Origin of the sequence: Nocardioides currus, from assembly GCF_003057875.1 — a bacterium.
In the GTDB taxonomy this organism is placed as follows: Bacteria; Actinomycetota; Actinomycetes; order Propionibacteriales; family Nocardioidaceae; genus Nocardioides; species Nocardioides currus.
This window is the reverse complement of sequence record NZ_PYXZ01000004.1, coordinates 171,462-194,353: the sequence shown is the minus strand read 5'-3', so window position 1 is coordinate 194,353 and position 22,892 is coordinate 171,462. Positions and strand designations below refer to the sequence as shown.

At 71.2% G+C, this 22,892-nt stretch carries 21 protein-coding genes and 1 tRNA gene; 12 read left to right on the top strand and 10 right to left on the bottom strand.

The window, feature by feature from the left end:
- Positions 1–52: 52 nt before the first annotated feature.
- From C7S10_RS11305 to C7S10_RS11295, 3 genes are all read right to left on the bottom strand, one after another.
- A tRNA-Arg gene (locus tag C7S10_RS11305) sits at positions 53–126 on the bottom strand.
- Positions 127–205: 79 nt separating this feature from the next.
- Complete coding sequence (gene rlmC / locus C7S10_RS11300) at positions 206–1,351, bottom strand: 23S rRNA (uracil(747)-C(5))-methyltransferase RlmC (protein ID WP_243395322.1); 1,146 nt, start codon at positions 1,349–1,351, stop codon at positions 206–208.
- 1 nt (position 1,352) lies between these two features.
- On the bottom strand, positions 1,353–2,717 hold the full coding sequence (locus C7S10_RS11295; protein ID WP_243395321.1) for an aminopeptidase P family protein: 1,365 nt from the start codon (positions 2,715–2,717) through the stop codon (positions 1,353–1,355).
- Between the two features lie 60 nt (positions 2,718–2,777).
- Between C7S10_RS11295 and C7S10_RS11290 the strand changes: the two genes are divergently transcribed.
- The 5 genes from C7S10_RS11290 to ettA all read left to right on the top strand — a co-directional run bounded on the left by C7S10_RS11290 (position 2,778) and on the right by ettA (position 9,882).
- On the top strand, positions 2,778–3,896 hold the full coding sequence (locus C7S10_RS11290; RefSeq protein ID WP_108344540.1) for a PrsW family intramembrane metalloprotease: 1,119 nt from the start codon (positions 2,778–2,780) through the stop codon (positions 3,894–3,896).
- On the top strand, positions 3,893–5,695 hold the full coding sequence (locus C7S10_RS11285) for a dynamin family protein (RefSeq protein ID WP_243395320.1): 1,803 nt from the start codon (positions 3,893–3,895) through the stop codon (positions 5,693–5,695). The genes C7S10_RS11290 and C7S10_RS11285 overlap by 4 nt, the downstream gene beginning before the upstream one ends.
- Positions 5,696–5,752: 57 nt before the next feature.
- Positions 5,753–7,408, top strand: coding sequence for a YfjP family GTPase (locus tag C7S10_RS11280; protein WP_108344539.1), 1,656 nt, complete (start codon positions 5,753–5,755; stop codon positions 7,406–7,408).
- 150 nt (positions 7,409–7,558) lie between these two features.
- Complete coding sequence (locus C7S10_RS11275; RefSeq protein ID WP_108344538.1) at positions 7,559–8,065, top strand: single-stranded DNA-binding protein; 507 nt, start codon at positions 7,559–7,561, stop codon at positions 8,063–8,065.
- Between the two features lie 134 nt (positions 8,066–8,199).
- Positions 8,200–9,882 carry an energy-dependent translational throttle protein EttA gene (ettA, locus tag C7S10_RS11270; protein ID WP_108344537.1) on the top strand — a complete coding sequence of 561 codons (1,683 nt, stop codon included), beginning with the start codon at positions 8,200–8,202 and terminating at the stop codon, positions 9,880–9,882.
- Positions 9,883–10,017: 135 nt separating this feature from the next.
- On the opposite strand, the gene C7S10_RS11265 is transcribed toward ettA, so the two are convergent.
- The 3 genes from C7S10_RS11265 to C7S10_RS11255 form a co-directional block, all read right to left on the bottom strand.
- The gene (locus tag C7S10_RS11265; protein ID WP_108344536.1) at positions 10,018–10,509 is read right to left on the bottom strand and encodes a MarR family winged helix-turn-helix transcriptional regulator; all 492 of its coding nucleotides are present in this window, start codon (positions 10,507–10,509) and stop codon (positions 10,018–10,020) included.
- A gap of 155 nt (positions 10,510–10,664) precedes the next feature.
- The gene (locus C7S10_RS11260) at positions 10,665–11,882 is read right to left on the bottom strand and encodes an acetyl-CoA C-acetyltransferase (protein ID WP_108344535.1); all 1,218 of its coding nucleotides are present in this window, start codon (positions 11,880–11,882) and stop codon (positions 10,665–10,667) included.
- 80 nt (positions 11,883–11,962) lie between these two features.
- Positions 11,963–12,571 carry a TetR/AcrR family transcriptional regulator gene (locus tag C7S10_RS11255; protein ID WP_165807121.1) on the bottom strand — a complete coding sequence of 203 codons (609 nt, stop codon included), beginning with the start codon at positions 12,569–12,571 and terminating at the stop codon, positions 11,963–11,965.
- A 116-nt stretch (positions 12,572–12,687) separates the two neighbouring features.
- Between C7S10_RS11255 and C7S10_RS11250 the strand changes: the two genes are divergently transcribed.
- Together C7S10_RS11250 and C7S10_RS11245 are read left to right on the top strand one after the other, a co-directional pair.
- Positions 12,688–12,867 (top strand): hypothetical protein, encoded by a 180-nt coding sequence (locus tag C7S10_RS11250; protein ID WP_108344533.1) that lies wholly within the window; start codon positions 12,688–12,690, stop codon positions 12,865–12,867.
- A 41-nt stretch (positions 12,868–12,908) separates the two neighbouring features.
- The gene (locus C7S10_RS11245; protein WP_243395319.1) at positions 12,909–13,811 is read left to right on the top strand and encodes an acyl-CoA thioesterase; all 903 of its coding nucleotides are present in this window, start codon (positions 12,909–12,911) and stop codon (positions 13,809–13,811) included.
- A gap of 4 nt (positions 13,812–13,815) precedes the next feature.
- Here the strand turns inward: C7S10_RS11245 and C7S10_RS11240 are convergent, their stop codons facing one another.
- Positions 13,816–14,199 (bottom strand): globin, encoded by a 384-nt coding sequence (locus C7S10_RS11240; protein ID WP_108344531.1) that lies wholly within the window; start codon positions 14,197–14,199, stop codon positions 13,816–13,818.
- 93 nt (positions 14,200–14,292) lie between these two features.
- On the opposite strand from C7S10_RS11240, the gene C7S10_RS11235 reads away from it, so the two are divergent.
- A complete protein-coding gene (locus C7S10_RS11235) occupies positions 14,293–14,718 on the top strand; it encodes an OsmC family protein (protein ID WP_108344530.1) in 426 nt (141 codons plus the stop codon).
- A 52-nt stretch (positions 14,719–14,770) separates the two neighbouring features.
- Here C7S10_RS11235 and C7S10_RS11230 read toward each other — a convergent pair whose 3' ends face one another.
- Positions 14,771–15,826: a mechanosensitive ion channel family protein gene (locus C7S10_RS11230; protein ID WP_108344529.1), complete on the bottom strand. Its 1,056-nt coding sequence runs from the start codon at positions 15,824–15,826 to the stop codon at positions 14,771–14,773.
- 134 nt (positions 15,827–15,960) lie between these two features.
- On the opposite strand from C7S10_RS11230, the gene C7S10_RS11225 reads away from it, so the two are divergent.
- Both C7S10_RS11225 and C7S10_RS11220 read left to right on the top strand, forming a co-directional pair.
- Positions 15,961–16,329: a hypothetical protein gene (locus C7S10_RS11225; protein WP_133176495.1), complete on the top strand. Its 369-nt coding sequence runs from the start codon at positions 15,961–15,963 to the stop codon at positions 16,327–16,329.
- On the top strand, positions 16,316–16,699 hold the full coding sequence (locus C7S10_RS11220; RefSeq protein WP_108344527.1) for a DUF5130 family protein: 384 nt from the start codon (positions 16,316–16,318) through the stop codon (positions 16,697–16,699). Before C7S10_RS11225 ends, C7S10_RS11220 begins: the two co-directional genes overlap by 14 nt.
- Positions 16,700–16,906: 207 nt before the next feature.
- On the opposite strand, the gene pepN is transcribed toward C7S10_RS11220, so the two are convergent.
- The gene (gene pepN, locus C7S10_RS11215; RefSeq protein ID WP_108344526.1) at positions 16,907–19,483 is read right to left on the bottom strand and encodes an aminopeptidase N; all 2,577 of its coding nucleotides are present in this window, start codon (positions 19,481–19,483) and stop codon (positions 16,907–16,909) included.
- A 63-nt stretch (positions 19,484–19,546) separates the two neighbouring features.
- On the opposite strand from pepN, the gene C7S10_RS11210 reads away from it, so the two are divergent.
- On the top strand, positions 19,547–20,149 hold the full coding sequence (locus C7S10_RS11210; RefSeq protein ID WP_108344525.1) for a mycothiol-dependent nitroreductase Rv2466c family protein: 603 nt from the start codon (positions 19,547–19,549) through the stop codon (positions 20,147–20,149).
- Positions 20,150–20,183: 34 nt separating this feature from the next.
- Here the strand turns inward: C7S10_RS11210 and C7S10_RS11205 are convergent, their stop codons facing one another.
- A complete protein-coding gene (locus C7S10_RS11205; protein ID WP_108344524.1) occupies positions 20,184–20,876 on the bottom strand; it encodes a GOLPH3/VPS74 family protein in 693 nt (230 codons plus the stop codon).
- Positions 20,877–20,957: 81 nt separating this feature from the next.
- Between C7S10_RS11205 and C7S10_RS11200 the strand changes: the two genes are divergently transcribed.
- Entirely contained in the window at positions 20,958–22,880 is a 1,923-nt protein-coding gene (locus C7S10_RS11200) for a M3 family metallopeptidase (RefSeq protein WP_108344523.1), read from the top strand.
- The last annotated feature ends 12 nt before the right edge of the window (positions 22,881–22,892 follow it).

Genomic DNA, 22,892 nt, shown 5'->3' with positions numbered 1-22,892 from the left:
GCCCTCGAGGTCCTGACTCGACGAGATTCCTCGGTACACCTGTGTCACGACGCGCCCCCGGCAGGACTCGAACCTGCGGCCATCCGATTAGAAGTCGGACGCTCTATCCAGCTGAGCTACGGGGGCTGGCGCCGACATTGTTCCCCATCGCCGGGGAGCGCGTGAGCGTGACCGGCCGACGGTCCTGTCCGCCGCATGGTCCAGCTCAGCGCGCCAGCAGCACGATCACCTCGTAGTGCGTCGTGTGCGGGAACATGTCGAGCACACGCGCCTCGACCGGGCGCAGCGACGGCATCGTCGCGAGGTCGCGCGCCAACGACTCGGCGTTGCACGAGGAGTAGACGACATGGGCGACGTCGGAGGCCTCGAGCCAGCCGGCGAGGTCGGCGCCGATGCCACGCCGCGGCGGGTTCACGACCACCAGGTCGGGTGACGACGACTGCGCGAGCGCCCACTGCGTCGCGTCGCCGGCGACGAAGTCCACGCCCTCCGGTGCCGTGGCCGACGCCGCCGCGACGGCCTCGGCGGACAGCTCGACCCCGGTGACCGAGCGGCCCGGCGCCGTACACGCCAGGGCGAAGCCGCCGACCCCGCAGTAGAGGTCCCACACCGACGCCGGGTCGATGGCGGTGACCCACGCGCGGGCCTGGGCGTAGAGCGCAGCCGCGACGAGGGTGTTGGTCTGGAAGAAGCCCTGCGGGCGCAGCGCCAGCTCCAGTCCCTCGAGCCGCATCGGCAGCGTCGTCTCCGGCGTCAGCACGATCTCGCGTTCGCCCTCGAGGACGGCCGCGTGCGACGGCTGGACGTTCAGCGAGACGACCCGCAGCCTCGGCAGCGAGTCGAGCAGCCACGGCAGGTGCTTGCGGATCCGCGCCTCGTCGGCGGTCGAGCGCACCACGAGCCGCAGCAGCAGCTCGCCGTCGGGCGACTCCGTCATCAGCACGTGCTTGAGCTCGCCGCTCCGCGTCCCGACGTCGTACGGCGCCAGGTCGGCCCGCGAGACGAAGCGCGCGACGACCTCCAGGGCGGCGGTGAGGCCGGGGGAGTGCAGGCCGCAGTCACGCAGGTCCACTCCCGCGTGCGAACGGTCCAGGATCCCCAGCGTGGGCGCGGACGCCGTACCCCCGACGGCCATCTTGGCCTTGTTCCGGAACCCGGCGTCGGGCCCCGCCACGGTCGGCAGCCAGCTGGGCGCGGGCACGAGGGAGCGCGCGTGCGCCTCCTTGTCACTGAGCTGTCGGGCTCGCGGGACCTCCAGCAGCGAGCAGGACCGACACCGGAAGGCGTCGTAGTGGTGGCACCGGAGGCGACCGTCGATGGTTCCGAGGCTCGTCGCTGGCGCTCCTCGCACCTCAACCACCGATGTGGCGGCCCATCCACTCCTCGACGTCGCCCGAGGTGCGGGGCAGCGCCGCCGAGAGGTTCTCGAACCCGTCGGCGGTCACGAGGATGTCGTCCTCGATCCGGATGCCGATGCCGCGCAGCTCGTCGGGGACGAGGAGGTCGTCCTCCTGGAAGTACAGCCCCGGCTCGACGGTGAGGACCATGCCCTCGGCGAGGTCGCCCTTGGGGTAGATGTCGGCCGACGCGCGGCCGCAGTCGTGCACGTCCATGCCGAGCATGTGAGAGGTGCCGTGCAGCGTCCAGCGGGCGTAGAGCTTCGACTCGGGGTCGAGTGCCTCCTCGGCCGAGACCGGCAGCAGCCCGAGGTCGGACAGGCCGTGGGCCAGGACCTCCATCGCCGCGTTGTGCGCCGCGAGGAACGGGACGCCGGGGCGGACGGCCTCGATGCCCGCCTGCTGGGCGTTGAAGACCAGGTCGTAGAGGTCGCGCTGCAGCGTGGTGAAGCGCCCGTCGACCGGCAGCGTGCGCGTCACGTCCGCGGTGTAGAGGTTCTTGCCCTCCACGCCCATGTCGAGGAGCACGAGCTGGCCAGGCGTGATGGGGCCGGTGTTGTCGATCCAGTGCAACGTCGTCGCGTGCGAGCCGCCGCCGACGATCGAGTCGTAGCCGATGTCGTTGCCCATCGCGCGGGCGCGACGGAAGAAGGTGCCCTCGATCCAGCGCTCGCCCATCTCGAGCACGCGGTCCCACTCGCGCACGGAGTCCTCGAATCCGAGGGTGGTGATGTCGCAGGCCTCCTGGAGCTCACCGACCTCCCACTCGTCCTTGAGCAGCCGCAGCTCGGAGGCCACGCGGGCGAGGTCCTCGTCGGTCGTGATGTCGCGGGTCTTGCGGTCGTCGTCGAAGGACGGCAGGTCCTTCACGTGGCGCACCTCGATGCCGAGCGAGTCGCTGATCTCGTGGGCCGAGGGACGGCGACCGGCCCACAGCTCGCCGTACTGCCGGTCGCGGAAGAACTCGTCTGTGTCGCGCTCGGAGCGTGGCCGGGCGTAGAGCACGGCCTCGCCGTCGTCGAGGACGAGCACGGCGTCGGAAGTCTGGTTGCCGGTGAAGTAGGTGTGGGCGGTGTCGGGGCGGAAGCGGTAGTCGGTGTCGTTGGCACGCACCTTGTAGGTGCCGGCGGGGATCACCAGACGCTCGCCCGGGAAGGCGTCCGCGAGCCTCGCGCGGCGCTGCTCGGCGTACGACGCGACCGGGTGACGAGGCAGGTCCAGCTCGCGATCTCCCCATCCGGTGCGCATGAACGCGGCGTAGGCAGCGGGCACCGCAGGGTCGTGGGACTCGGTCTTGACGGTCTCGTTCTGCTCGCTCACGCGGTCACTGTACGCCGAGCGGTTGAGGGTCGCCGGAGCGAATCGGGCTAGGCTCCCGGCATGCCCAGACGTCGTCGCGACAGCGTTGCGTTCACCGTTGTCGTGACCGCGCTCGTGCTGCTCGGCGCCGTCGTGATGGCCGTCGTGATCGCGTTCTCGGGCGCCCCCGGCTCGCTGGTCGTGGCCGCCCTGCTGGCGGCGCTGCCCGTCGGACCGCTGGTCGGCTGCTTCATGTGGCTGGACCGCTACGAGCCCGAGCCGCGCTCGCTGCTCGTGGGCGGGCTGCTGTGGGGAGCGTTCGTCGCCACCGCCGCGGCGTTGATCTTCCAGGGCATCGGCATCGCGGGCGGTGCCAGCGACGAGGCCAGCCTCGCGTTCCTCGCTCCGGTGACCGAGGAGGCCACGAAGGGCGCGTTCCTGGTGCTGCTGCTGTGGTGGCGCCGGCACGAGCTCGACGGCATCCTCGACGGCATCGTCTATGCGGGCATGGTCGGCATCGGCTTCGCCTTCACCGAGAACATCCTCTACCTCGCGGCCGCCTACAACGGCACGGACGGCCTCGGCCCCGGCGGCACGGAGGCGCTGACCGGCACCTTCATCCTGCGCTGCCTGCTGAGCCCGTTCGCGCACCCGCTCTTCACCGCGTTCATCGGCATCGGCGTCGGACTCGCGGTGACCTCGCGCAACGCCGCCGCCCGCTTCCTGGCCCCCGTCGGCGGATACGTCCTGGCCGTGATGGCGCACTCGCTGTGGAACTCCTCGACGCTGGGCGGCCCGGGCAACTTCTTCGTCGTGTACGGCACCTTGATGCTGCCCGCCTTCATCGCCCTGATCGCCTTCGCGCTGTATCGCCGTGGCTCGGAGAAGGGGATGATGGCCGCCGCCCTGGAGGACGCGTCGCGGCGCGGCCTGATCCCCGCGACCGACATCCCGTGGCTGGTAGACCTCCGGGCCCGCCGACGGGCTCGGCTCTACGCCCGGCAGGCCGGTGGTCCGCAGGCCGAGCGCGCCATGCGGGAGTACCAGTCGGCGGCGATCGAGCTCGCCTACCTGCACCACCGTTACCTGCGCGGCACCGCCCCGCACGACTTCGCCCAACGAGGCCAGGAGCACGTGGTCACCCTCAATGCCGTCCGTCCCTACATCTCCTTCCCCGGACAGGTGGTGCCCACCCGATGAGTGACACCGACTCGACCAAGGCCGCCGGGCAGGGCGCCGACAAGAGCGCCGACAAGAGCGCCGACACGAGCAACACGCCGAGCGCCGAGAGCACCCGGATGCTGACGGCCCTCGTGCAGATGCGCAGCGCCCTCCAGGAGGTCCGCCTGCCGCTCGAGCTGCCGAGCGCGCCCGAGCAGCGCGACGCCCAGCGCGAGATGGTCGACCAGCTCGAGGACTACGTCATCCCGCGGTTGATGACCATCGACGCCCCGCTCCTGACCGTCGTCGGCGGCTCGACGGGCGCCGGCAAGTCGACGCTGGTCAACTCGCTCGTCGGCAGCCGTGTCACCCAGCCCGGCGTCCTCCGGCCCACGACCCGCTCCCCGGTGCTGGTGCACAACCCGGCCGACGCGGAGTGGTTCGGCCAGGACCGGCTCCTCCCCGAGCTCGAGCGGGTCAGCCGCTCGACCAACGATCCCGAGGCGCTGCAGCTCGTGTCCTCCGAGGCAGTGCCCGCGGGCCTCGCGATCCTCGACGCGCCCGACATCGACTCGGTGGAGGAGCGCAACCGCACCCTCGCGGCCCAGCTCCTCGCCGCCGCCGACCTGTGGCTGTTCGTCACGTCGGCCGCGCGCTACGCCGACCAGGTGCCGTGGGACTTCCTGCGCAAGGCCGCCGAGCGGTCCGCCGCGGTCGCCATCGTCCTCGACCGCACGCCCGAGGAGGCGGTCGAGACGGTGTCGACGCACCTGGCGCGCATGCTGGCGAGCCGCGGGCTCAAGGACTCCCCGCTGTTCGTCGTCACCGAGGGCGACGTCTCCGAGGACGGCCTGCTCCCGGCGTCGTCCGTCTCCTCGATCCGCGGCTGGCTGGAGTCCCTGGCCGCCGACGCCGAGGCCCGCTCCGCGGTGGTGAAGCAGACGCTCGACGGCGCCGTCCGCACCCTGGCCCGTCGCACCTACTTCGTCGCCGACGCCGCCACGGAGCAGGTCGACGCCGTACGCCGCCTGCGAGACGACGCCAACAAGGCCTACGACCAGGCGGTGACCGAGATCTCCGCCGCCTCCGCCGACGGCACCCTGCTCCGCGGCGAGGTGCTCGCCCGCTGGCAGGAGTTCGTCGGGACGGGCGAGCTGCTCAAGTCGCTGGAGACCCGGGTCGGGTGGCTGCGCGACCGCGTCGTCAACGCGATCAAGGGCAAGCCGCAGCAGGCCGAGCGGGTCACGGTCGCCGTCGAGTCGGGCCTGGAGACGCTCATCCTCGAGCACGCCGAGGCCGCCGCCGAGCGGGCCGAGGCCTCGTGGCAGTCGCTCGCCTCCGGCCAGATCCTGCTCGCCGACGCCGGCGAGGACCTCGGGCGTGCCTCGCGCGACTTCCGTCGGCGGGCCGAGCGCGCCGTACGCGACTGGCAGTCCGACGTGCTCGAGATGGTCCGCAGCGAGGGCGCCGACAAGCGCACGACGGCACGGTTCCTGGCCTTCGGCGTCAACGGGCTCTCGGTCGCGCTGATGGTGGTCGTGTTCGCCCACACGGCCGGCGTCACCGGCGCCGAGGCCGGCATCGCCGGCGGGTCGGCGGTGCTGGGGCAGAAGCTCCTCGAGGCCGTCTTCGGCGACCAGGCCGTGCGCACCCTCGCCGAGCGTGCCCGCCGCGACCTCGAGAGCAAGGTCACCGCGCTGCTCGACTCCGAGCGTCAGCGCTACCTCGACCTGCTCACCGGCCTCGAGATCTCGCCCGAGGCGCCCGAGAAGCTGCGGGCGGCCTCGCGCCGCGTGGACGACCTCCGCTTCGCTGCCAAGGGTGGCACCGGCAGCTGAGAAGTCGAGCACGCATAGGCTGTCCTCAGCACTCACCGCAGTTGTCCGAGGGAGACCATGACGTCCTTGCTCGAGGGGGCCAAGAAGCTCGTCTCGCGAAGCTCTGAGATCGGGACCCGTGTGCAGGGTCTCGAGCAGGCGGTCGACAGCGCCGAGGGGCGGGTCGACGACGCCCTGATCGCCGACGCGCGGTCGGTGGTCGACCGTGCAGCCGGCCGGCTCAAGCTCTCCGCCGAGCACACCGTCGTCGCGCTGGCGGGAGCGACCGGCTCCGGCAAGTCCTCCACCTTCAACGCGCTGAGCGAGCTCGAGCTCTCCGCCGTCGGCGTACGCCGTCCGACCACCTCGTGGGCGACCGCCTGCGTGTGGGGCCGCGAGGGCGCCGAGGAGCTGCTCGAGTGGCTGGGCATCCCCGCCCGGCACCAGGTGACGCGCGACTCGATGCTGTCCACCGGCAAGGAGGACCACGCCCTGCAGGGCGTCGTGCTCCTCGACCTGCCCGACCACGACTCGACCGAGGTCTCCCACCACCTCGAGGTGGACCGGCTCGTGCGGCTCGCCGACATGTTCGTGTGGGTGCTCGACCCGCAGAAGTACGCCGACGCCGCCATTCACGACCGCTACCTCGCTCCGCTCGCCTCCCACAAGGACGTCATGCTCGTCGTCCTCAACCACATCGACACCGTCCCGGAGGCCCGTCGCGAGGGGATGCTCGCGGACGTGCGCCGCCTGCTCGACGCGGACGGCCTCGACGGCGTGCCCGTGCTCGGCATCAGCGCCCGCCACGGCTGGGGGATCGACGAGCTGAAGAAGCAGATCGCCAAGCGGGTGGCGGAGAAGAAGGCCACGCGCGCCCGGCTGGCCGCCGACGTGCGTGCCGCTGCCGTGCGCATCCAGGAGGTCTCGGGCAACGCCAAGGTTGGCTCGCTCTCCACCGAGCGGATCGCCGCGCTCGACGACGCCTTCGCCGACTCGGCCGGGGTCCCGACCGTTGTCAAGGCGGTCGAGGACTCCACCCGCATCCGCGCCAACCGGGCCACGGGGTGGCCGGTGACCGCGTGGTTCTCCCGGCTCAAGCCCGACCCGCTCAAGCGGCTCCACCTCGACCTCGGCTCGGCGGGCAAGCAGCTCACCGGCGCCGCCCGCACGTCGGTGCCCCAGGCGACCGGTGTGCAGAAGGCGCGCGTCGACACCGAGGTGCGCGCGCTGGCCGACCAGGTCTCCGACGGCATGGGCCAGCCGTGGGTCACGGCGATCCGCAGGGCCTCGGTCTCGCGGCTGCCCGACCTCGGCGACCGCCTCGACCGGTCGGTGGCCGCCACCGACCTCGGTGCGGAGAAGATCCCCGTCTGGGCCGGCCTGGTGCGCGTGCTCCAGTGGCTGCTCATCGTCACCGCCGTCGTCGGCGCCGGCTGGCTGGCGGTGCTGGCCTTCGGCTCCTACGCGCGGCTGCCCGAGCCACCCACGCCCGCGGTCGTCGGCTTCCCCGTCCCGACGCTGATGCTGCTCGGCGGCATCCTCCTGGGCGTGCTGCTCGCCCTGGTCTGCCGCGTGCTGGTGTCGATGACCGCCAAGCGACGCGCGCGGGCCGCCGACAAGCGCCTGCGCGACGCCATCTCCTCGGTGTCCCAGGAGCTGGTCGTGCAACCGATCCAGTCCGAGCTGGCGGCGTACTCGACCATGCGCGAGGGTCTGGCCGTCGCGCTGAAGTAGGCCGTCCCGGTCCGCTGGGCGTCCACAGGGTGGGTGCCGCTCCGCCGCGTCCACAGGCGTTCGTACGCCGCCGTCCCGCTGTCCGTGCCTCGCCGCACCCTTGGCGTCGAGGGCGGGCCCGCCGTCCTCCATGCGAGGAAGGCACTACTCATGAACGACACCTACATCACGCTCAACGGCTGGGTCGGCTCCGACGTCTCGCTCCGCGACGTCGGTGGCGGGTCCGCGGTCGCCAACTTCCGGGTGGCCACCACGTCACGCCGCTTCCGCAACGACCAGTGGGAGGACGGCACGACGACGTGGTACTCCGTGAAGGCCTGGCGCCGGCTCGCCGACAACGTCGCCGCCTCGATCGGCCGCGGCGACCCGGTCGTGGTCCACGGCAAGCTCGAGGCGGACGTGTGGACCAAGCCCGACGGCTCGACCAGCACCCAGCTCGTCGTCACGGCGACCTCGGTCGGTCACGACCTGTCCCGCGGGACCGCCGTGTTCACCCGGCCGGCCCGGCCCGGGTCGGTGACCGGGCAGGAGCAGCAGGCGGTCTCGCCCGACCCGTGGGCCGCGCTCTCGCCGGAGTCGGCGCCGTCGTTCGCGCAGGACCCGGGGGAGGCCCCGGTCGCGCCCGCGGCGGAGATGCCCGAGGCGGACGCCGCCTGAGGCGCACGACGGTCGGAGACGCGGGGGAGCGGGACCGGGGAGGCGAGGACACCCGGACCCGTCCCCGGCGGGCGAGCCGCGGAGCGCGTCTGCCGGTTGCGGCCCCGGGCTCAGCGCCCCGTAGGCTCGGGTCCATGGCTGAATACGTCTTTACCCTGCGCAACGTGCGCAAGGCCCACGGTGACAAGGTCGTCCTCGACAACGTCACCCTCTCGTTCCTGCACGGCGCCAAGATCGGCGTCGTCGGTCCCAACGGCACCGGCAAGTCGTCGCTGTTCAAGATCATGGCCGGTCTCGACCGGGCCAACAACGGCGACGCGATCCTCGACCCCGACGCCACGGTCGGCATGCTCCAGCAGGAGCCGCCGCTGACCGAGGGCAAGACCGTGCTGGAGAACGTCGAGGAGGCTGTCGGCGAGATCAAGGGCAAGCTCGACCGCTACAACGAGATCTCCGAGCTGATGGCCGACCCCGACGCCGACTTCGACACCCTGCTCGCCGAGATGGGCGACCTGCAGACCGACCTCGACCACGCCAGCGCCTGGGACCTCGACTCCCGCCTCGACCAGGCCATGGACGCGCTGCGCTGCCCGCCGCCGGACGCGCTCGTCGACAACCTCTCCGGTGGTGAGCGCCGCCGCGTCGCGCTGTGCAAGCTGCTGCTCGAGCAGCCCGACCTGCTGCTCCTCGACGAGCCCACCAACCACCTCGACGCCGAGTCGGTGCAGTGGTTGGAGGGTCACCTCAAGGACTACCCCGGCGCCGTCCTGGCCATCACCCACGACCGCTACTTCCTCGACAACGTCGCCGAGTGGATCCTCGAGCTCGACCGCGGCAAGACGCACCCCTACGAGGGCAACTACTCGACGTACCTCGAGACCAAGAAGGAACGCCTCAAGATCGAGGGGCAGAAGGATGCCAAGCGCGCCAAGATGCTCGAGAAGGAGCTGGAGTGGGTGCGCTCCAACGCCAAGGCGCGCCAGACCAAGTCGAAGTCGCGGCTCGCGCGCTACGAGGAGATGGCCGCCGAGGCCGACAAGGCCCGCAAGATCGACACCGCCGACATCAACATCCCGCCGGGCCCGCGCCTCGGTGACGTCGTGCTGGAGGCCCGCCACCTGGTGAAGGGCTTCGAGGGCCGCACGCTGTGGAACGACATCTCGTTCACGCTGCCCCGCGCCGGCATCGTCGGCATCGTCGGCCCCAACGGTGTCGGCAAGACGACGCTGTTCCGGATGATCACCGGCTCCGAGGAGCCGGACGGCGGCGAGCTCGTCGTCGGCCAGACGGTCAAGCTGTCGTACGTCGACCAGAGCCGTGGCGGCATCGACCCCAACAAGAACGTCTGGGAGGTCGTCTCCGACGGCCTCGACTTCATCAAGGTCGCCAACTTCGAGATGAACTCGCGGGCCTACGTCGCCTCGTTCGGCTTCAAGGGCCCCGACCAGCAGAAGAAGGCCGGCGTGCTCTCCGGTGGTGAGCGCAACCGCCTCAACCTGGCGCTCACCCTCAAGCAGGGCGGCAACGTGCTGCTGCTCGACGAGCCGACCAACGACCTGGACGTCGAGACGCTCTCGGCGCTCGAGGACGCGCTGCTCGACTACCCCGGGTGTGCCGTGGTCACCTCGCACGACCGCTGGTTCCTGGACCGCGTCGCGACACACATCCTGGCGTGGGAGGGCGACGACGAGGACCCGGCCAAGTGGTTCTGGTTCGAGGGCAACTTCGCGTCCTACGAGGAGAACAAGGTCGAGCGCCTCGGCGTGGAGGCGGCCCGCCCGCACCGCGTCACGCACCGCCGCCTGACCCGCGACTGATCGCACGACACGACGGCCCCGGTCCCGCTGCTGCGGGACCGGGGCCGTTCGTCGTCTCGGCGCCACGCCGGCGGCGGTGCCCCAGCCACAGGATCGGCGTACGAACCGTGGCTCACGGACCGCCAGGCGGGCCGATCAGCGCAGATCCATCTCCGGGTGGCCGGCGATGAGCTCGTCGGTGACGGCGTCCATCACGCGACCGACGGCGCTGAAGTCGGTCGGGTCGGCGACGTCGACGAGGTAGGTGCGGACGCCCTCGACGTGCATCGGCGCGGCCTCCACGAGGAGGGCGAAGCCGGCGTCGGTCATCGTGGCGACGATGCCGCGCCCGTCCTCGGGGGTGGCGGCCCGCACGATGTAGCCGGCCTTCTGCATGCGGTCGACCGTGTGGGTGACCCGACTGCGTGAGTGCGCGAGCGCATCGGCGAGCTGGGCCATCCGCATGCTCCGGCCGGGACGCTCGGAGAGCCGCACGAGGATCTCGTACTCCGTGAGGGAGATGTTGAACGTCCGCCGCAGGTCGTCGTCCAGACGGTCCATCAGCAGCGTCGTGCCGACGACGAGGGCGCGCCAGGCCCGCTGCTGGGACTCGTCGAGCCAGCGCGGCTGTCGTGGCGCGGTCGTCATCGGTGCGTTCTCCCCCTGGTGTCCGTGGCTCAGCGAGCCGCGGTGCCCCGAGGGTAACCACCGCGGCGCCCGAAAGGTACGAGAACCCGCAGACCGTGACCCTCGTGTTGCGTCACGGCCTGCCGGCTCGTACGGCGATCAGCGGGCCGGGCGGGTCAGCCCAGGCGCTCCAGGATCAGCGCCATGCCCTGGCCGCCACCGACGCACATGGTGATCAGGCCGGTGGACTTGTCGTGCCAGTCGAGGCTGTTGAGCATCGTGTTCTGCAGCCGGGCGCCGGTCATGCCGAAGGGGTGGCCGACCGCGATGGCCCCGCCGTTGACGTTGAGGCGGTCGAGGTCGATGCCGAGGTCCTGGTAGGACGGGACGACCTGCGCGGCGAAGGCCTCGTTGATCTCGACGAGGTCGATGTCGCCGATGCTCATGCCGGCATTGGCCAGCGCCCGCTTCGTCGCCTCCACCGGGCCGAGGCCCATGATCTCGGGGGACAGCCCCGAGACGCCGGTGGACACGATCCGCGCCAGCGGCGTGAGGCCGAGCTCGGCGGCCTTGGTGTCGGACATGAGGACCACGGCGGCGGCGCCGTCGTTGAGGGCGCAGCAGTTGCCGGCGGTCACGACGCCGTCGGGGCGGAAGACCGGCTGCAGCGAGGCGATGGCGTTGTAGGTGACCCCGGCGCGCGGGCCGTCGTCGGCGGAGACGACGGTGCCGTCGGGGGTGGTGACGGGCGTGATCTCGCGGGCCCAGAAGCCGTCGGCGATCGCCTTCTCGGCGAGGTTCTGCGAGCGTACGGCGAACTCGTCGAGCTCCTTGCGGTCCAGGCCGCGTAGGCGGGCGACGTTCTCGGCGGTCTGGCCCATCGCGATGTAGGCGTCCGGGAGCAGGCCGTCCTCGCGGGGGTCGTGCCAGTCCTGGCCGCCCTCGGCCATCTTCGCGGTGCGGGCCTCGGCGTCGGCGAAGACCTCGTTGCGGGTGCCGGGGATGTGGTCGGAGGTGCCCTTGGCGAACCGCGACACGGTCTCGACCCCGGCGGAGATGAACACGTCGCCCTCGCCGGCCTTGATGGCGTGGAAGGCCATCCGGGTGGTCTGGACGGACGACGCGCAGTAGCGGGTGATGGTCGCGCCCGGGACCTCGTCCATGTCGTTGAGGACGTTGACGATGCGACCCATGTTGTTGCCCATCTCCCCGCCCGGCAGGCCGTTGCCGAGGTAGAGGTCGTCGACGGTCTTGCGGTCGAGGGCGGGGACCTTGTCGAGCGCCTCGCGCACGATCAGGGCGGTGAGCTCGTCGGGCCGGAAGTCCTTGAGCGAGCCCTTGTTGGCGCGACCGATGGGGGAGCGGGCGACGGAAACGATCACTGCCTCGGGCATGGAAGAACTCCGATTCTCAAGCGTCAGGTGGGATGCGTCGTCACCCTAGTCCGCGGTCCGGGGCGCGCGTATGGCGTGCCTCACTCGGCCGGGCGCCCCTCGACCAGCGATCCGAGGAGCAGGTCGAGGCTGTCGGCCACGAAGCGGGCACGGTGTGCCGGCGGACGCAGGAGCGCGGAGATGAGCACTCCGTCGACGGCGGCCACGATGGTCCCCGAGACGGCATCCGTGCGGGGGTGACCGCCCCGGGCCAGGATGTCGCCGACGATGCTCGTCAGCCCCTCCCGGGAGTCGCGCAGCTGCGCCGCCAGGTCGTCGTCGCGCGCCGCGGCCAGGGTGAGCTCGAGCCGCGCCGTGAGGAGGTCGGACTCGTCGAGCCAGCGCCGGAAGGTGGCGGTCGTCGCGGCGACCGCGCGGTCGTGGTCGCCCGGGCACTCCTCGAGCTCGGCGGCCAGCGCCTCCACGTCGGTCGCGAGCTGCCCCACCACGAAGTCGGCCATCGCCGTCTGGAGAGCGCTGCGGGAGCGGTAGTAGGCCGAGCTGGAGCCCTCGGGCAGGCCAGCGGCCCGGTCGATCGCCCGGTGGGTCAGGCCCCGCCACCCCTGGCCGGCGAGCACCGTGATCGCCGCCTCGAGGATCTGGCGCCGCCGGGCGGACAGCGCCCTCGGAGCCGCGTCGGACTCGGTCATGTCGCCCCCTCCCTGGTGGGTGAGGCACGACACTACCGGCCGACTTGCACACGGTGGCGGAGCGGCGTACCTTCTACACATGTAGAGATTCTACAGACGTAGAAAGGACATCCGTCATGAGCTTCGAGCTGATCAACCTGAACGTCTTCGTCTTCGCCGTGGTCGCCGTCGCCGCCGTGGCCCTCCTCCTCACCATCGGCGCCGGCGCCGAGTTCCTCGCCTCCAACCGCAAGGTGCGCGTCGCCCGCCAGGAGACCATCCCGGCCTACTACGGCCACCTGCTCGGCGCGCGCTGATCTCGCGCCCGATCGCTGCCTGACCGGAGGTGGCGCCGCTGATGAGAGCATCAGGTGTGCGCCACCTCTACCAGTGCCCGATGCGGTGGGCCGACCTCGACCTGCTGGGCCACGTCAACAACGTCGTCTACGTCGACTACCTCCAGGAGGCGCGCGTCGACATGATGCGCAGCCACGGTCCGTCCGTACGCCGCGGCGAGGACGGGAGCCAGGGTGAGGACCTCGCCGAGGGCGTGGTCGTCGTGCGCCACGAGGTCACCTACCGGGCGCCACTGACCTTCCGGTTCCGGCCCATCAGCATCGAGTGCTGGGTGACCGAGATCCGCGCGGCCAGCTTCACCATGGCCTACGAGGTCTTCGACGAGACGCCCGACGGCCGCGTGGTGCACCTGCGGGCGAGCACGGTGCTGACGCCGTACGTCTTCGCCACCGAGCGCCCCCGGCGGCTCAGTCCCGAGGAGAAGGACACCCTCGCGCCCTTCCTCGAGGAGCCGCTGCCGAAGTCGCCGAGGATCGAGCCCGTCGCGGCCGAACGAACGTGGAGCCCGGGCCACTACCCGCTGCACGTCCGCTTCTCCGACGTCGACGTCTACGGCCACGTCAACAACGTGAAGTACTTCGAGTACTTCCAGGAGGCGCGCATCCCGCTGATGGAGCGGCTCGGCCGCGACATCACCGGCGACACGGGCTTCCACGTCGTGGTCGCGCAGACCGACGTCGACTACCGCATCCCGATCCTGTTCCGGCTCGAGGCGTACGACGTCCACTCACGCATCACGCACGTCGGGTCGAAGTCGTTCACCATCAGCTCCGAGATCCGTGACGGGGACACCGTGCTCTCCCGCGCCCGGGTCGTGCTGGTCTTCTTCGACCCCGCCACGCAGCACTCGATCGAGCCGCCCGCCGAGTTCCGCGACGCGATCCTGGACGCGCTCGCCGCCTGAGCGGCTACTCCAGGGTGTTGACCATGAACTGCGCAGCGTGGGTGACGTAGCTCCAGAACTGCTCGTCCTGCTCCGGGGTCAGCTCCACCTCGTCGAGCCCCGCGCGGAAGTGCACGAGCCAGCGCTCGGCGGCGGCGGGCGTCACGGCGAACGGCGCATGCCGCATCCGCAGCCGCGGGTGGCCGCGGGTGTCGCCGTAGGTGGTGGGCCCGCCCCAGTACTGCACGAGGAACAGGGCGAACCGCTCCTCGGCCGGCCCGAGGTCCTCCTCGGGGTAGAGCGGGCGGAGCAGCGGGTCGTCCGCCACGCCCTCGTAGAACGTGTGCACGATCCGGCGGATCGTCGCCTCGCCGCCGATCTCGTCGTAGAAGGTGCTCACGGCGCCCATTGTGTCGTCCGGCCCGAACGGACGAGGAGGCGGGCGCCGGGGGGCGCGTGGAAGACTCGGTCGCGACCCGTCCCGATCGTGCAAGGAGCATCCATGCCCACCACCCGCACCGCCACCACCCACTGGGAAGGCACCCTGTTCGAGGGCGCCGGCCAGGTCACCCTCGACTCGTCGGGGCTCGGCACCTACGACGTCTCGTGGCCCTCGCGCGCCGAGGAGGCCAACGGCAAGACCAGCCCCGAGGAGCTGATCGCCGCCGCCCACTCGTCCTGCTTCTCGATGGCGTTCTCCAACGGGCTGGCGAAGAACGACACCCCGGCGACCTCGCTCGACACCTCCGCCGCCGTGGACTTCACGCCCGGCACCGGGATCACCGGCATCAAGCTCACCGTGCGCGGGGTCGTCGAGGGACTCGACAACGACACCTTCGTGCGGCTGGCCGAGGAGGCCAAGGCGGGCTGTCCGGTCTCGCAGGCGCTCTCGGCCGTGACGATCACGCTGGACGCCGCACTCAGCTGAGCGAGTCGCGTGGATCCTCGATCACGACTGCGTCGTGGTCGAGGATCCACGCTCACGCCGGACCCTCGGCCTGGGCGGGACCCTGCGCCTTCGGCGCGTCGCCCAGGTCCACCTCCGGGGCCTCGGGCTCCGCGTCGGGGGAGCGGAGCCACACGACGCGCTGGGCGTGCGGCATCTCGATGCCCTCGTGGTCGAAGCGGGCCTTGATCCGCTGACGCATCTCTCGCGCGACCGCCCACTGCTCGAGCGGCGCGGTCTTGAGGGCGACCCGGACGACCACCGCGTCGGCGGTGATGTCCTGGATGCCCCACACCGAGGGCTCCTCGATGACGCGGCCGGTGAAGTCCTCGTCCTCCCACAGGTCATGGGCGATGTCGGTGAGCACCCGCTGCACGCGGGTGATGTCCTCGCCGTACGCGACGCTGATGTCGAGCACGGTGCGCGCCCAGTTCTGGCTCATGTTGCCCACGCGCATGATCTCGCCGTTGCGGACGTACCACACCGTGCCGTTGACGTCGCGCACCCGCGTGACGCGCAGGCTCACGGCCTCGACGGTGCCGACGGCCTCGCCGAGGTCGACCTCGTCGCCCACGCCGTACTGGTCCTCGAAGATCATGAAGATGCCGGACAGGAAGTCCGAGACGAGGCTCTGCGCACCGAAGCCGAGGGCGAGGCCGAGGATCCCGGCGCTGGCGATGATCGGTGCGATGTTGACGCCGATCTCGCTGAGCATCATCGTCACGACGACGGCCAGCACGATCCCCGTGACGACGCTCTTGAGGAGCGTGCCCATCGTGGCCGCGCGTTGCACCCGCCGCGTCGAGCCGGCGGCCTCGTGGAGGTTGAGCGCCGCACCCACCTTGCCGCCGGTCACCGCACGGCTGAAGCGGTTGGGCAGCATGCCCACCTCGGCACGGGCGACCAGGCGGTCGATCAACCGGTGCAGCAGCCACCGGATGACCAGCCCGAGGACGACCAGACCGGTCAGGGCCGCGGGCTTGCCGACGAGCCAGTCGGAGACGGTGGCGAGCCTCTGGTCGCCGGTCTCGCGCAGCACCCACTCACAGATGTCTTCGCCGTCGGAACAGGACTCGGAGAGCGAAAGCATGCCCGCCAGTATGGCGACTCGTCAGCGAGACCCAAGTCGCCCTGCCGCTGCGCGGCGCGGGTGTGATCGAGTCGACGGACCGCCGGTCGAGGGTGGGACCCTGACTGCCGCCGGATGCGGATATCGTGGGGCTCGTGAACACGCCCGCGCTCTCCACTCCCGCCCGGATCGCCGCTCGCGCCAGCCTGCCGCTCGTGGCGCTGTGCCTCGCGCTGGTCGCCGCCCCGGCCCACGCCGAGCAGGCCGAGGGCTGGACGACCGTCGAGGACGTCGACACCCTGCACGCGCTGCTCCTGCTGGGCGGGTTGCCCGTCCTGCTGTTCGTGCTGATCGGCCTCGCGGTCTACGTCCCGGCCATCGTGCGCGGCGAGGACGTCTCGCCCGGGGGCATGGCTCCCGAGAGCCTGTGGCTCGGCGGACCACGCGCGAGCGCCAAGGAGCTCCCGGCCGGCGACTCCGCCGACGAGACGGACGAGACCGGCGGAGCCCGTGGCAGCTGGTGAGCTGAGCTCGCGCGAGCGCGCGGAGCTCGACCGGGCCATCCGCGCCGCCGAGCAGTCGTGCCGCTTCGAGTTCTCCGTCTACATCGGCCACGCCGAGGGTGACAGCCGGGTGTACGCCCGACGGCTGCACTCGTCGCTGGTGGCGCCGACCCGCAGCGTGCTCGTGATGATCGAGCCGGCCGCCCGCACGATCGACGTCGTCACCGGCACCGAGGTGCGCCGCCACCTCACCGACCGCGAGGTCGAGCTGGCCATCCTCGCCATGCAGGCGGACTTCGCCGCCGACGACTTCGTGGGCGGGCTCAAGCGCGGCATCGCGATGCTGGCCGACCACGCGCGTCCGCAGAACACCCTGCACTCCGGCGTCTGACTCCGCCCCGCCTCACCCACCCCACCGCCGAGTCGGCGTGAAAGTGGTGCCGAGTCGGCGCGAACCGCAACGCCGGGCAGGTTCGCGCCGACTCGCCGGGCCGTTCGCGCCGACTCGCCGGGCCGTTCGCGCCGACTCGCCGGGCCGTTCGCGCCGACTCGCCGGGCTGTTCGCGCCGACTCGCCGGGCTGTTCGCGCCGACTCGACTCAGCGCTGGGCGTCGCGCTCCTGGGCGGCGAGGGCACGGGCGATGTCGTCGCGGGCCTCGGCCACGTAGCGCTGGGCACCCGTCGGGGCGTCGTTGTCGGCCAGCCACGCGTCGAGACGGGCCACGACCTCGGGCGAGCCGACGGCCAGCGGGAAGCCGTACTCCAGCATGTGCGCCGCCTTGTGGAAGCCGAGTGTCTCGATCACCGTGTCGGCGGCCTCGAGGTACTTCTCGACGTACGGCGCCACCATCTCGTCCTGCTCGGAGCGGAAGATCGAGAGCACCATCTGGCTCGAGGTCTCGTTGGGCGTGGCGGGGTCGAGGATCGCCTTCCAGCCGGCCTCCTTGGCCTCGGCCGTCGGCTGCGCGACGCGAGCGCGGGCGGCCTTCTCCTTGCCCTCGATCGTGTTGTCGCGGGCGAGCTCGGCGTCGATGTCCGCGTCGTCGTAGCGGCCCGACGCGGCCAGGGCGGCGACGATGGCCCAGCGGAGGTCCTGGTCGACGGCGAGGCCCTCGACGGCGAAGGACCCGTCGAGCATCCGCTCGAGGTCGTCCAGCGCCCCCGTCGAGCGCGGCATGTGGTCCTGACGGGCGTTGGACGGGGCGGAGCCGATGAAGCAGCGCGCGAAGGTGAGCTGCTGGTCGCTGCCCGGCTCGGCGTCGAGCATCAGCTGCCGGATGCCCTGCTCCCACTCGTCGCTCAGCTCCGCGCGGTGGGCGGGGTCGCTGTAGCGGGCGATCGCCGTGGCGGCCATCATCGGGATGCGCGTGACGCCCCAGGCGTCGGTCTCGGAGCCGATGTTGGCCAGGACCAGGCGCACCCAGTCGGTGGAGGACATCTCGGCGTCGCGGGTCATGTCCCAGGCGGCGCCCCAGACGAGGGCCCGGGCCAGCGAGTCCTCGACCTTCGCCAGTCCGTCGATGACGGTCGCGAGCGAGCGCTCGTCGAGCCGGATCTTGGCGTAGGCGTGGTCCTGGTCGTTGAGCAGCAACAGGGCCGGCTGGGTCGTGCCGACCAGGGCGGCGACCTCGGTGGTCGCGCCCTCGACGTCGACCTCGAGGTAGTCGCGTCGCGTCAGCGTGCCGGAGTCGTCGGCGTCGTACAGGCCGATGCCGAGGCGGTGGCGGCGCAGCGTCGGCCAGTCGGGGTGGGCCGACTGCGCGATCGAGAACGACGTGTAGCTGCCGTCGGCGCCGAGCTCGAAGACCGGCGCGAGCGTGTTGACGCCGGCGGTCTGGAGCCACTCCTGCGCCCAGCTGTCGAGCTCGCGGCCCGAGGCCTTCTCCAGCGAGACCAGCAGGTCGGAGAACTCGGTGTTGCCGAACGCGTGCTGCTTGAAGTAGTCACGGATGCCCTCGACGAAGGCGTCGAGGCCGACCCACGCGACGAGCTGCTTGAGCACCGAGGCGCCCTTGGCGTAGGTGATCATGTCGAAGTTGACCTCGACCGCGTGCAGGTCGACGTTGTCGGCCGCGATCGGGTGCGTCGAGGGCAGCTGGTCGGCGCGGTAGCCGGTCTGCTTGCGGGCGTTGGCGAAGCCGGTCCACGCGTCGGTGTACTCCGTGGCCTCGGCCTCGCACCAGTAGCAGGCCCACTCGGCGAACGACTCGTTGAGCCACAGGTCGTCCCACCACTTCATGGTGACGAGGTCGCCGAACCACATGTGGGCCATCTCGTGGGTGATGACGGAGGCGCGGAACTCGTAGAACGAGCGCGGCTGGCGCGAGCGGGGGAGGTACTCGTCGCGCAGCGTCACGCAGCCCGCGTTCTCCATCGCACCCATGTTGTACTCCGGCACGTAGAGCTGGTCGTACTTGTGGAAGGGGTAGGGGAAGTCGAACTTCTCCTCGAAGAACTCGAAGCTCTGCTTGGTGAGCTCGACGAGCACGTCGGTGTCCATGTGCTCGACCAGCGACTGGCGGCAGTAGTGGCCGAGCGGGATGGTGCCGAACTTGCCGTCGTAGCTGTCGAGGACCTCGTGGTACTCACCCGCGACCACGGCGGTGATGTACGTCGACATCCGCTCGGTCACCGGGAAGCGCCACAGCGCCTTGTCCTCACCGAGGTCCTCGGGCTCGGGGGTCGGCGCCGTCGAGACGACCTTCCAGTGACTGGGGGCGGTGACGTTGAAGGTGAAGACCGACTTGAGGTCGGGCTGCTCGAAGGTGGTGAACACGCGGCGCGCGTCGGGGACCTCGAACTGGCTGTAGAGGTAGACGCGGTCGTCCGCGGGGTCGACGAAGCGGTGCAGGCCCTCCCCGGTGTGGGAGTAGGTGCAGTCGGCGCGCACGACCAGCGTGTTCTCCGCCTGCAGGTCGTCGAGGGCGATCCGGCTGTCGACGTACGACGTGAAGGGATCGAGGTCGCGGCCGTTGAGGTTGATCTCGTTGACGGTCGCACCGACGAGGTCGGCGAAGGTCTCGGCCCCGACCTCGCGGCTCGTGAAGGTGATGGTCGTGGTCGACGCGAACGTCTTGTCCCCGGTCGTGAGGTCAAGGTCGATCGTGTAGGAGGTGACGTCCAGGAGTGCGGCGCGGGTCGCGGCCTCGTCCCGGGTGAGGTTGGTTCCAGGCATGGTCGGCATCCTGCCACCACGGGTCGCGGGAATGGATTCGCGGCGGCGTGGTTGTGTTCAGGCATGACCACCAAGGCTGACTTCTGGTTCGACCCGCTCTGCCCCTTCGCCTGGATCACCTCACGGTGGATCCGCGAGGTCGAGCAGCACCGCGACATGGACCTCACCTGGCACGTGATGTCCCTGGCGTACCTGAACAAGGACAAGGACATCCCGCAGGACTACCGCGACATGCTCGTCGGGACCGAGAAGCCGGTCCGGGTCGCGATCAAGATCGCGCAGGAGCACGACAACGCGACCCTCGGTGAGTGGTACACCGCGATCGGCACCCGGCGCCACAACAACTCCGAGGAGCTCGACCGCGACACGGTCCTCGCGTCGCTGGCCGACGTGGGGCTGCCGGAGTCGCTGATCGAGGCCTGGGACGACGAGTCGCTCGACGAGGCCGTCGCGACGTCCCACCACGAGGGCATGGACGCGGTGGGCGACGACGTCGGGACGCCGACGATCCACATCGAGGGCGCGGCCTTCTTCGGCCCCGTCCTCAGCAAGATCCCGCGGGGCCAGGACGCGCTCGACCTGTGGGACGGCACCGTCGCGGTGGCTAAGTTCCCCTACTTCTTCGAGCTCAAGCGCACCCGCACGGGCGACCTCGACTTCAGCTGACCAGCTCCGGCTGATCAGCTCCGGCTCACCGTTCTCAGCTGCTCGCGACGGCGGCGCCGGTCGTGCTCGCCACGACCGCCGCCGTCACGGCTGCCTGGGCGGCGGCCACGGCGTCCTTGACGGCCTTGGCCGCCCACGCGCCTTCCGAGATCTCCTTCGCGCGTGCCTTGACCACCTTGGCCGGCACGTCGCCGCGGTCGACCACCTTGTGGGCGTGACCGACAGCGGTCAGCAGGGCGACCAGCCCGGAGGTACGAGGGGTCGGGGTCAGACCCTGGACCAGCGCGCCCTGCAGCAGCGCGCGCACGCTGTCCTCGTACGTGCGGTCGGCGGCGGGCCAGGTCGTGCGCGGGAACAGTCCCCACACCTTGTCCTCGACCGGGCGGACGAGGCCCCGCTCGGCGAGCCGCTCGAGCAGGAGGTCCTTCGCCCCCTTGCCGAGACGGTTGACGAGGTCCTGCGCGGTCCGCGGCTTCTCCGCGATCGTGGCCAGGGCCTGGTCGAGCAGCGGATCGAAGAGCGTGTCCTCGAGTGGTTCGTGCTCGACGACGGCCACCTTGGCGCTGCTCCAGATGCTGGTCTTCTCGGCCACCTCGATCCGCTCCGCCAGTGCGAGCTCGACGAGCAGCGCGCCGCCCAGGAGCGGCTGGATCTTGTCGGAGTGGCTGAGGGTCCCCGTGTCGTCGTCGAGCAGGATCAGCAGCAGGTCTTCCGCGATCAGCGTCATGTCACCCACGGTAGACAACCGCACGACTGCGCGTCGTGCCCTGCTCGCCCGACCCGGCCACGGGATGGAAGGGTGGGGCGGGTGACCCGACTCCACGCCCTCGACCTGCCCGCCACCGACGCCGCCGACTGGGTGCGCGACCGCGCCGCCGAGGGACTCTCGGCCGCACGGGCGGGTGCCGACGCGCTCGTGCGGCGCGGCGTGACGTCGACGCGTGAGGCGCTCGTGGCGTGGGACGAGGTGGGTCACCGGATCGGAGGGGTCGCCGCCATCGCCGAGCTCTACGCCAACGTCCACCCGGACGAGACCGTGCGGGAGCTGGCCGACCGGGTCGCCCAGGACGCGGAGAAGCTCAGCACTGCGCTCGATCTCGACCGGGACCTCTACGAGGTGCTCTCCGGGCTGGACGCCGCCGAGGTCGCGGACGACCCCGAGGCCACCCGGGTGCTCGAGCGCACCCTGCGCGACTTCCGTCGTGCCGGCGTGGATCGCGACGACGACACCCGGGCCCGGATCGCCCGCCTCCGCGAGGAGCTGACGGTGCTGGACCAGGACTTCTCCAAGGCGATCCGGGACGACGTGCGCTCGATCCGGGTGGAGCCGGCGCGGCTGGACGGCCTGCCGCAGGACTGGCTCGACCAGCACCCGGTGGAGGACGGCCTGGTCACGGTCACGACGGAGTACCCCGACTTCGTGCCGGTGCGGACCTTCGCCCACGACGCCGACCTGCGCAGGGAGCTGACGCTCGTCTACCAGAACCGTGGCTACCCCGAGAACGACGAGCGGTTGCGCGAGCTGTTCGCGAAGCGGCACGAGCTGGCCACGCTCCTCGGCTATGCGGACTGGCCGAGCTACGACGCCGAGGTGAAGATGATCGGCTCGGGGCCGGCCATCCCCGAGTTCATCGAGAAGATCACCGCGGCCGCGGAGGAGCCGATGCGCCGCGACCTGGTCGAGCTGCTCGCCCGCTACCGCGAGGACCACCCGGACGCCACCGAGGTGCAGAGCCCGGACTCGACCTACTACGAGGAGATCCTCCGCAAGGAGAAGTACGACGTCGACGCCCAGGTGGTGCGGACGTACTTCGCCTTCGCCCGGGTCCACGACGGGTTGCTCTCGGTCACCGGCCGGCTGTTCGGGCTGACCTACACCCCGGTCGAGGAGGTCGGCACCTGGCACGAGGACGTGACCTCCTACGACGTGCACCGCACCGACGACGGCGCGCTGCTCGGCCGGATCCACCTGGACCTGCACCCGCGCGCCGGGAAGTACAACCACGCCGCCCAGTTCACCCTCGCTCAGGGCGTCGCCGGCCGGCAGCTGCCCGAGGGGGTGCTCGTCTGCAACTTCCCGCGCGGCCTGATGGAGCACTCCGACGTGGTCACGCTGTTCCACGAGTTCGGGCACCTGCTGCACCACGTGCTCGGCGGGCAGGGCCACTGGTCGCGGTTCTCGGGAGTGGCCACGGAGTGGGACTTCGTCGAGGCACCGAGCCAGATGCTCGAGCAGTGGGCGTGGGACGCGGCCGTGCTGGCGGAGTTCGCCGTCGACGAGGCGGGCACCCCCATCCCGGCCGACCTGGTCGCGCGGATGGTCGCGGCCCACGACTACGGCAAGGGCATCGCTGCGCGCACCCAGATGTACTACGCCGCCATCTCCTACTACTTCCACGCCGAGCGGCCCGGGGACCTCGCGGCTCGGGCGCAGGAGCTGCAGGCGCGCTACTCGGCGTACCCCGTCCTGGAGGGCACCCATTTCTACGCCAGCTTCGGTCATCTCGGCGGCTACTCGAGCGCCTACTACACCTACATGTGGTCGCTGGTGATCGCCAAGGACCTGTTCTCCGCCTTCGACCCCGACGACCTCCTCGACACCGAGGTCGCCGGGCGCTATCGCGACCGCGTGCTCGCGCGCGGTGGGGCCGACGACGCCGCCCAGCTGGTCGCGGACTTCCTCGGTCGGCCCTACACCTTCGACGCGTACGCCGCCTGGCTCGCGCGCTGAGTCCGGAGCGGG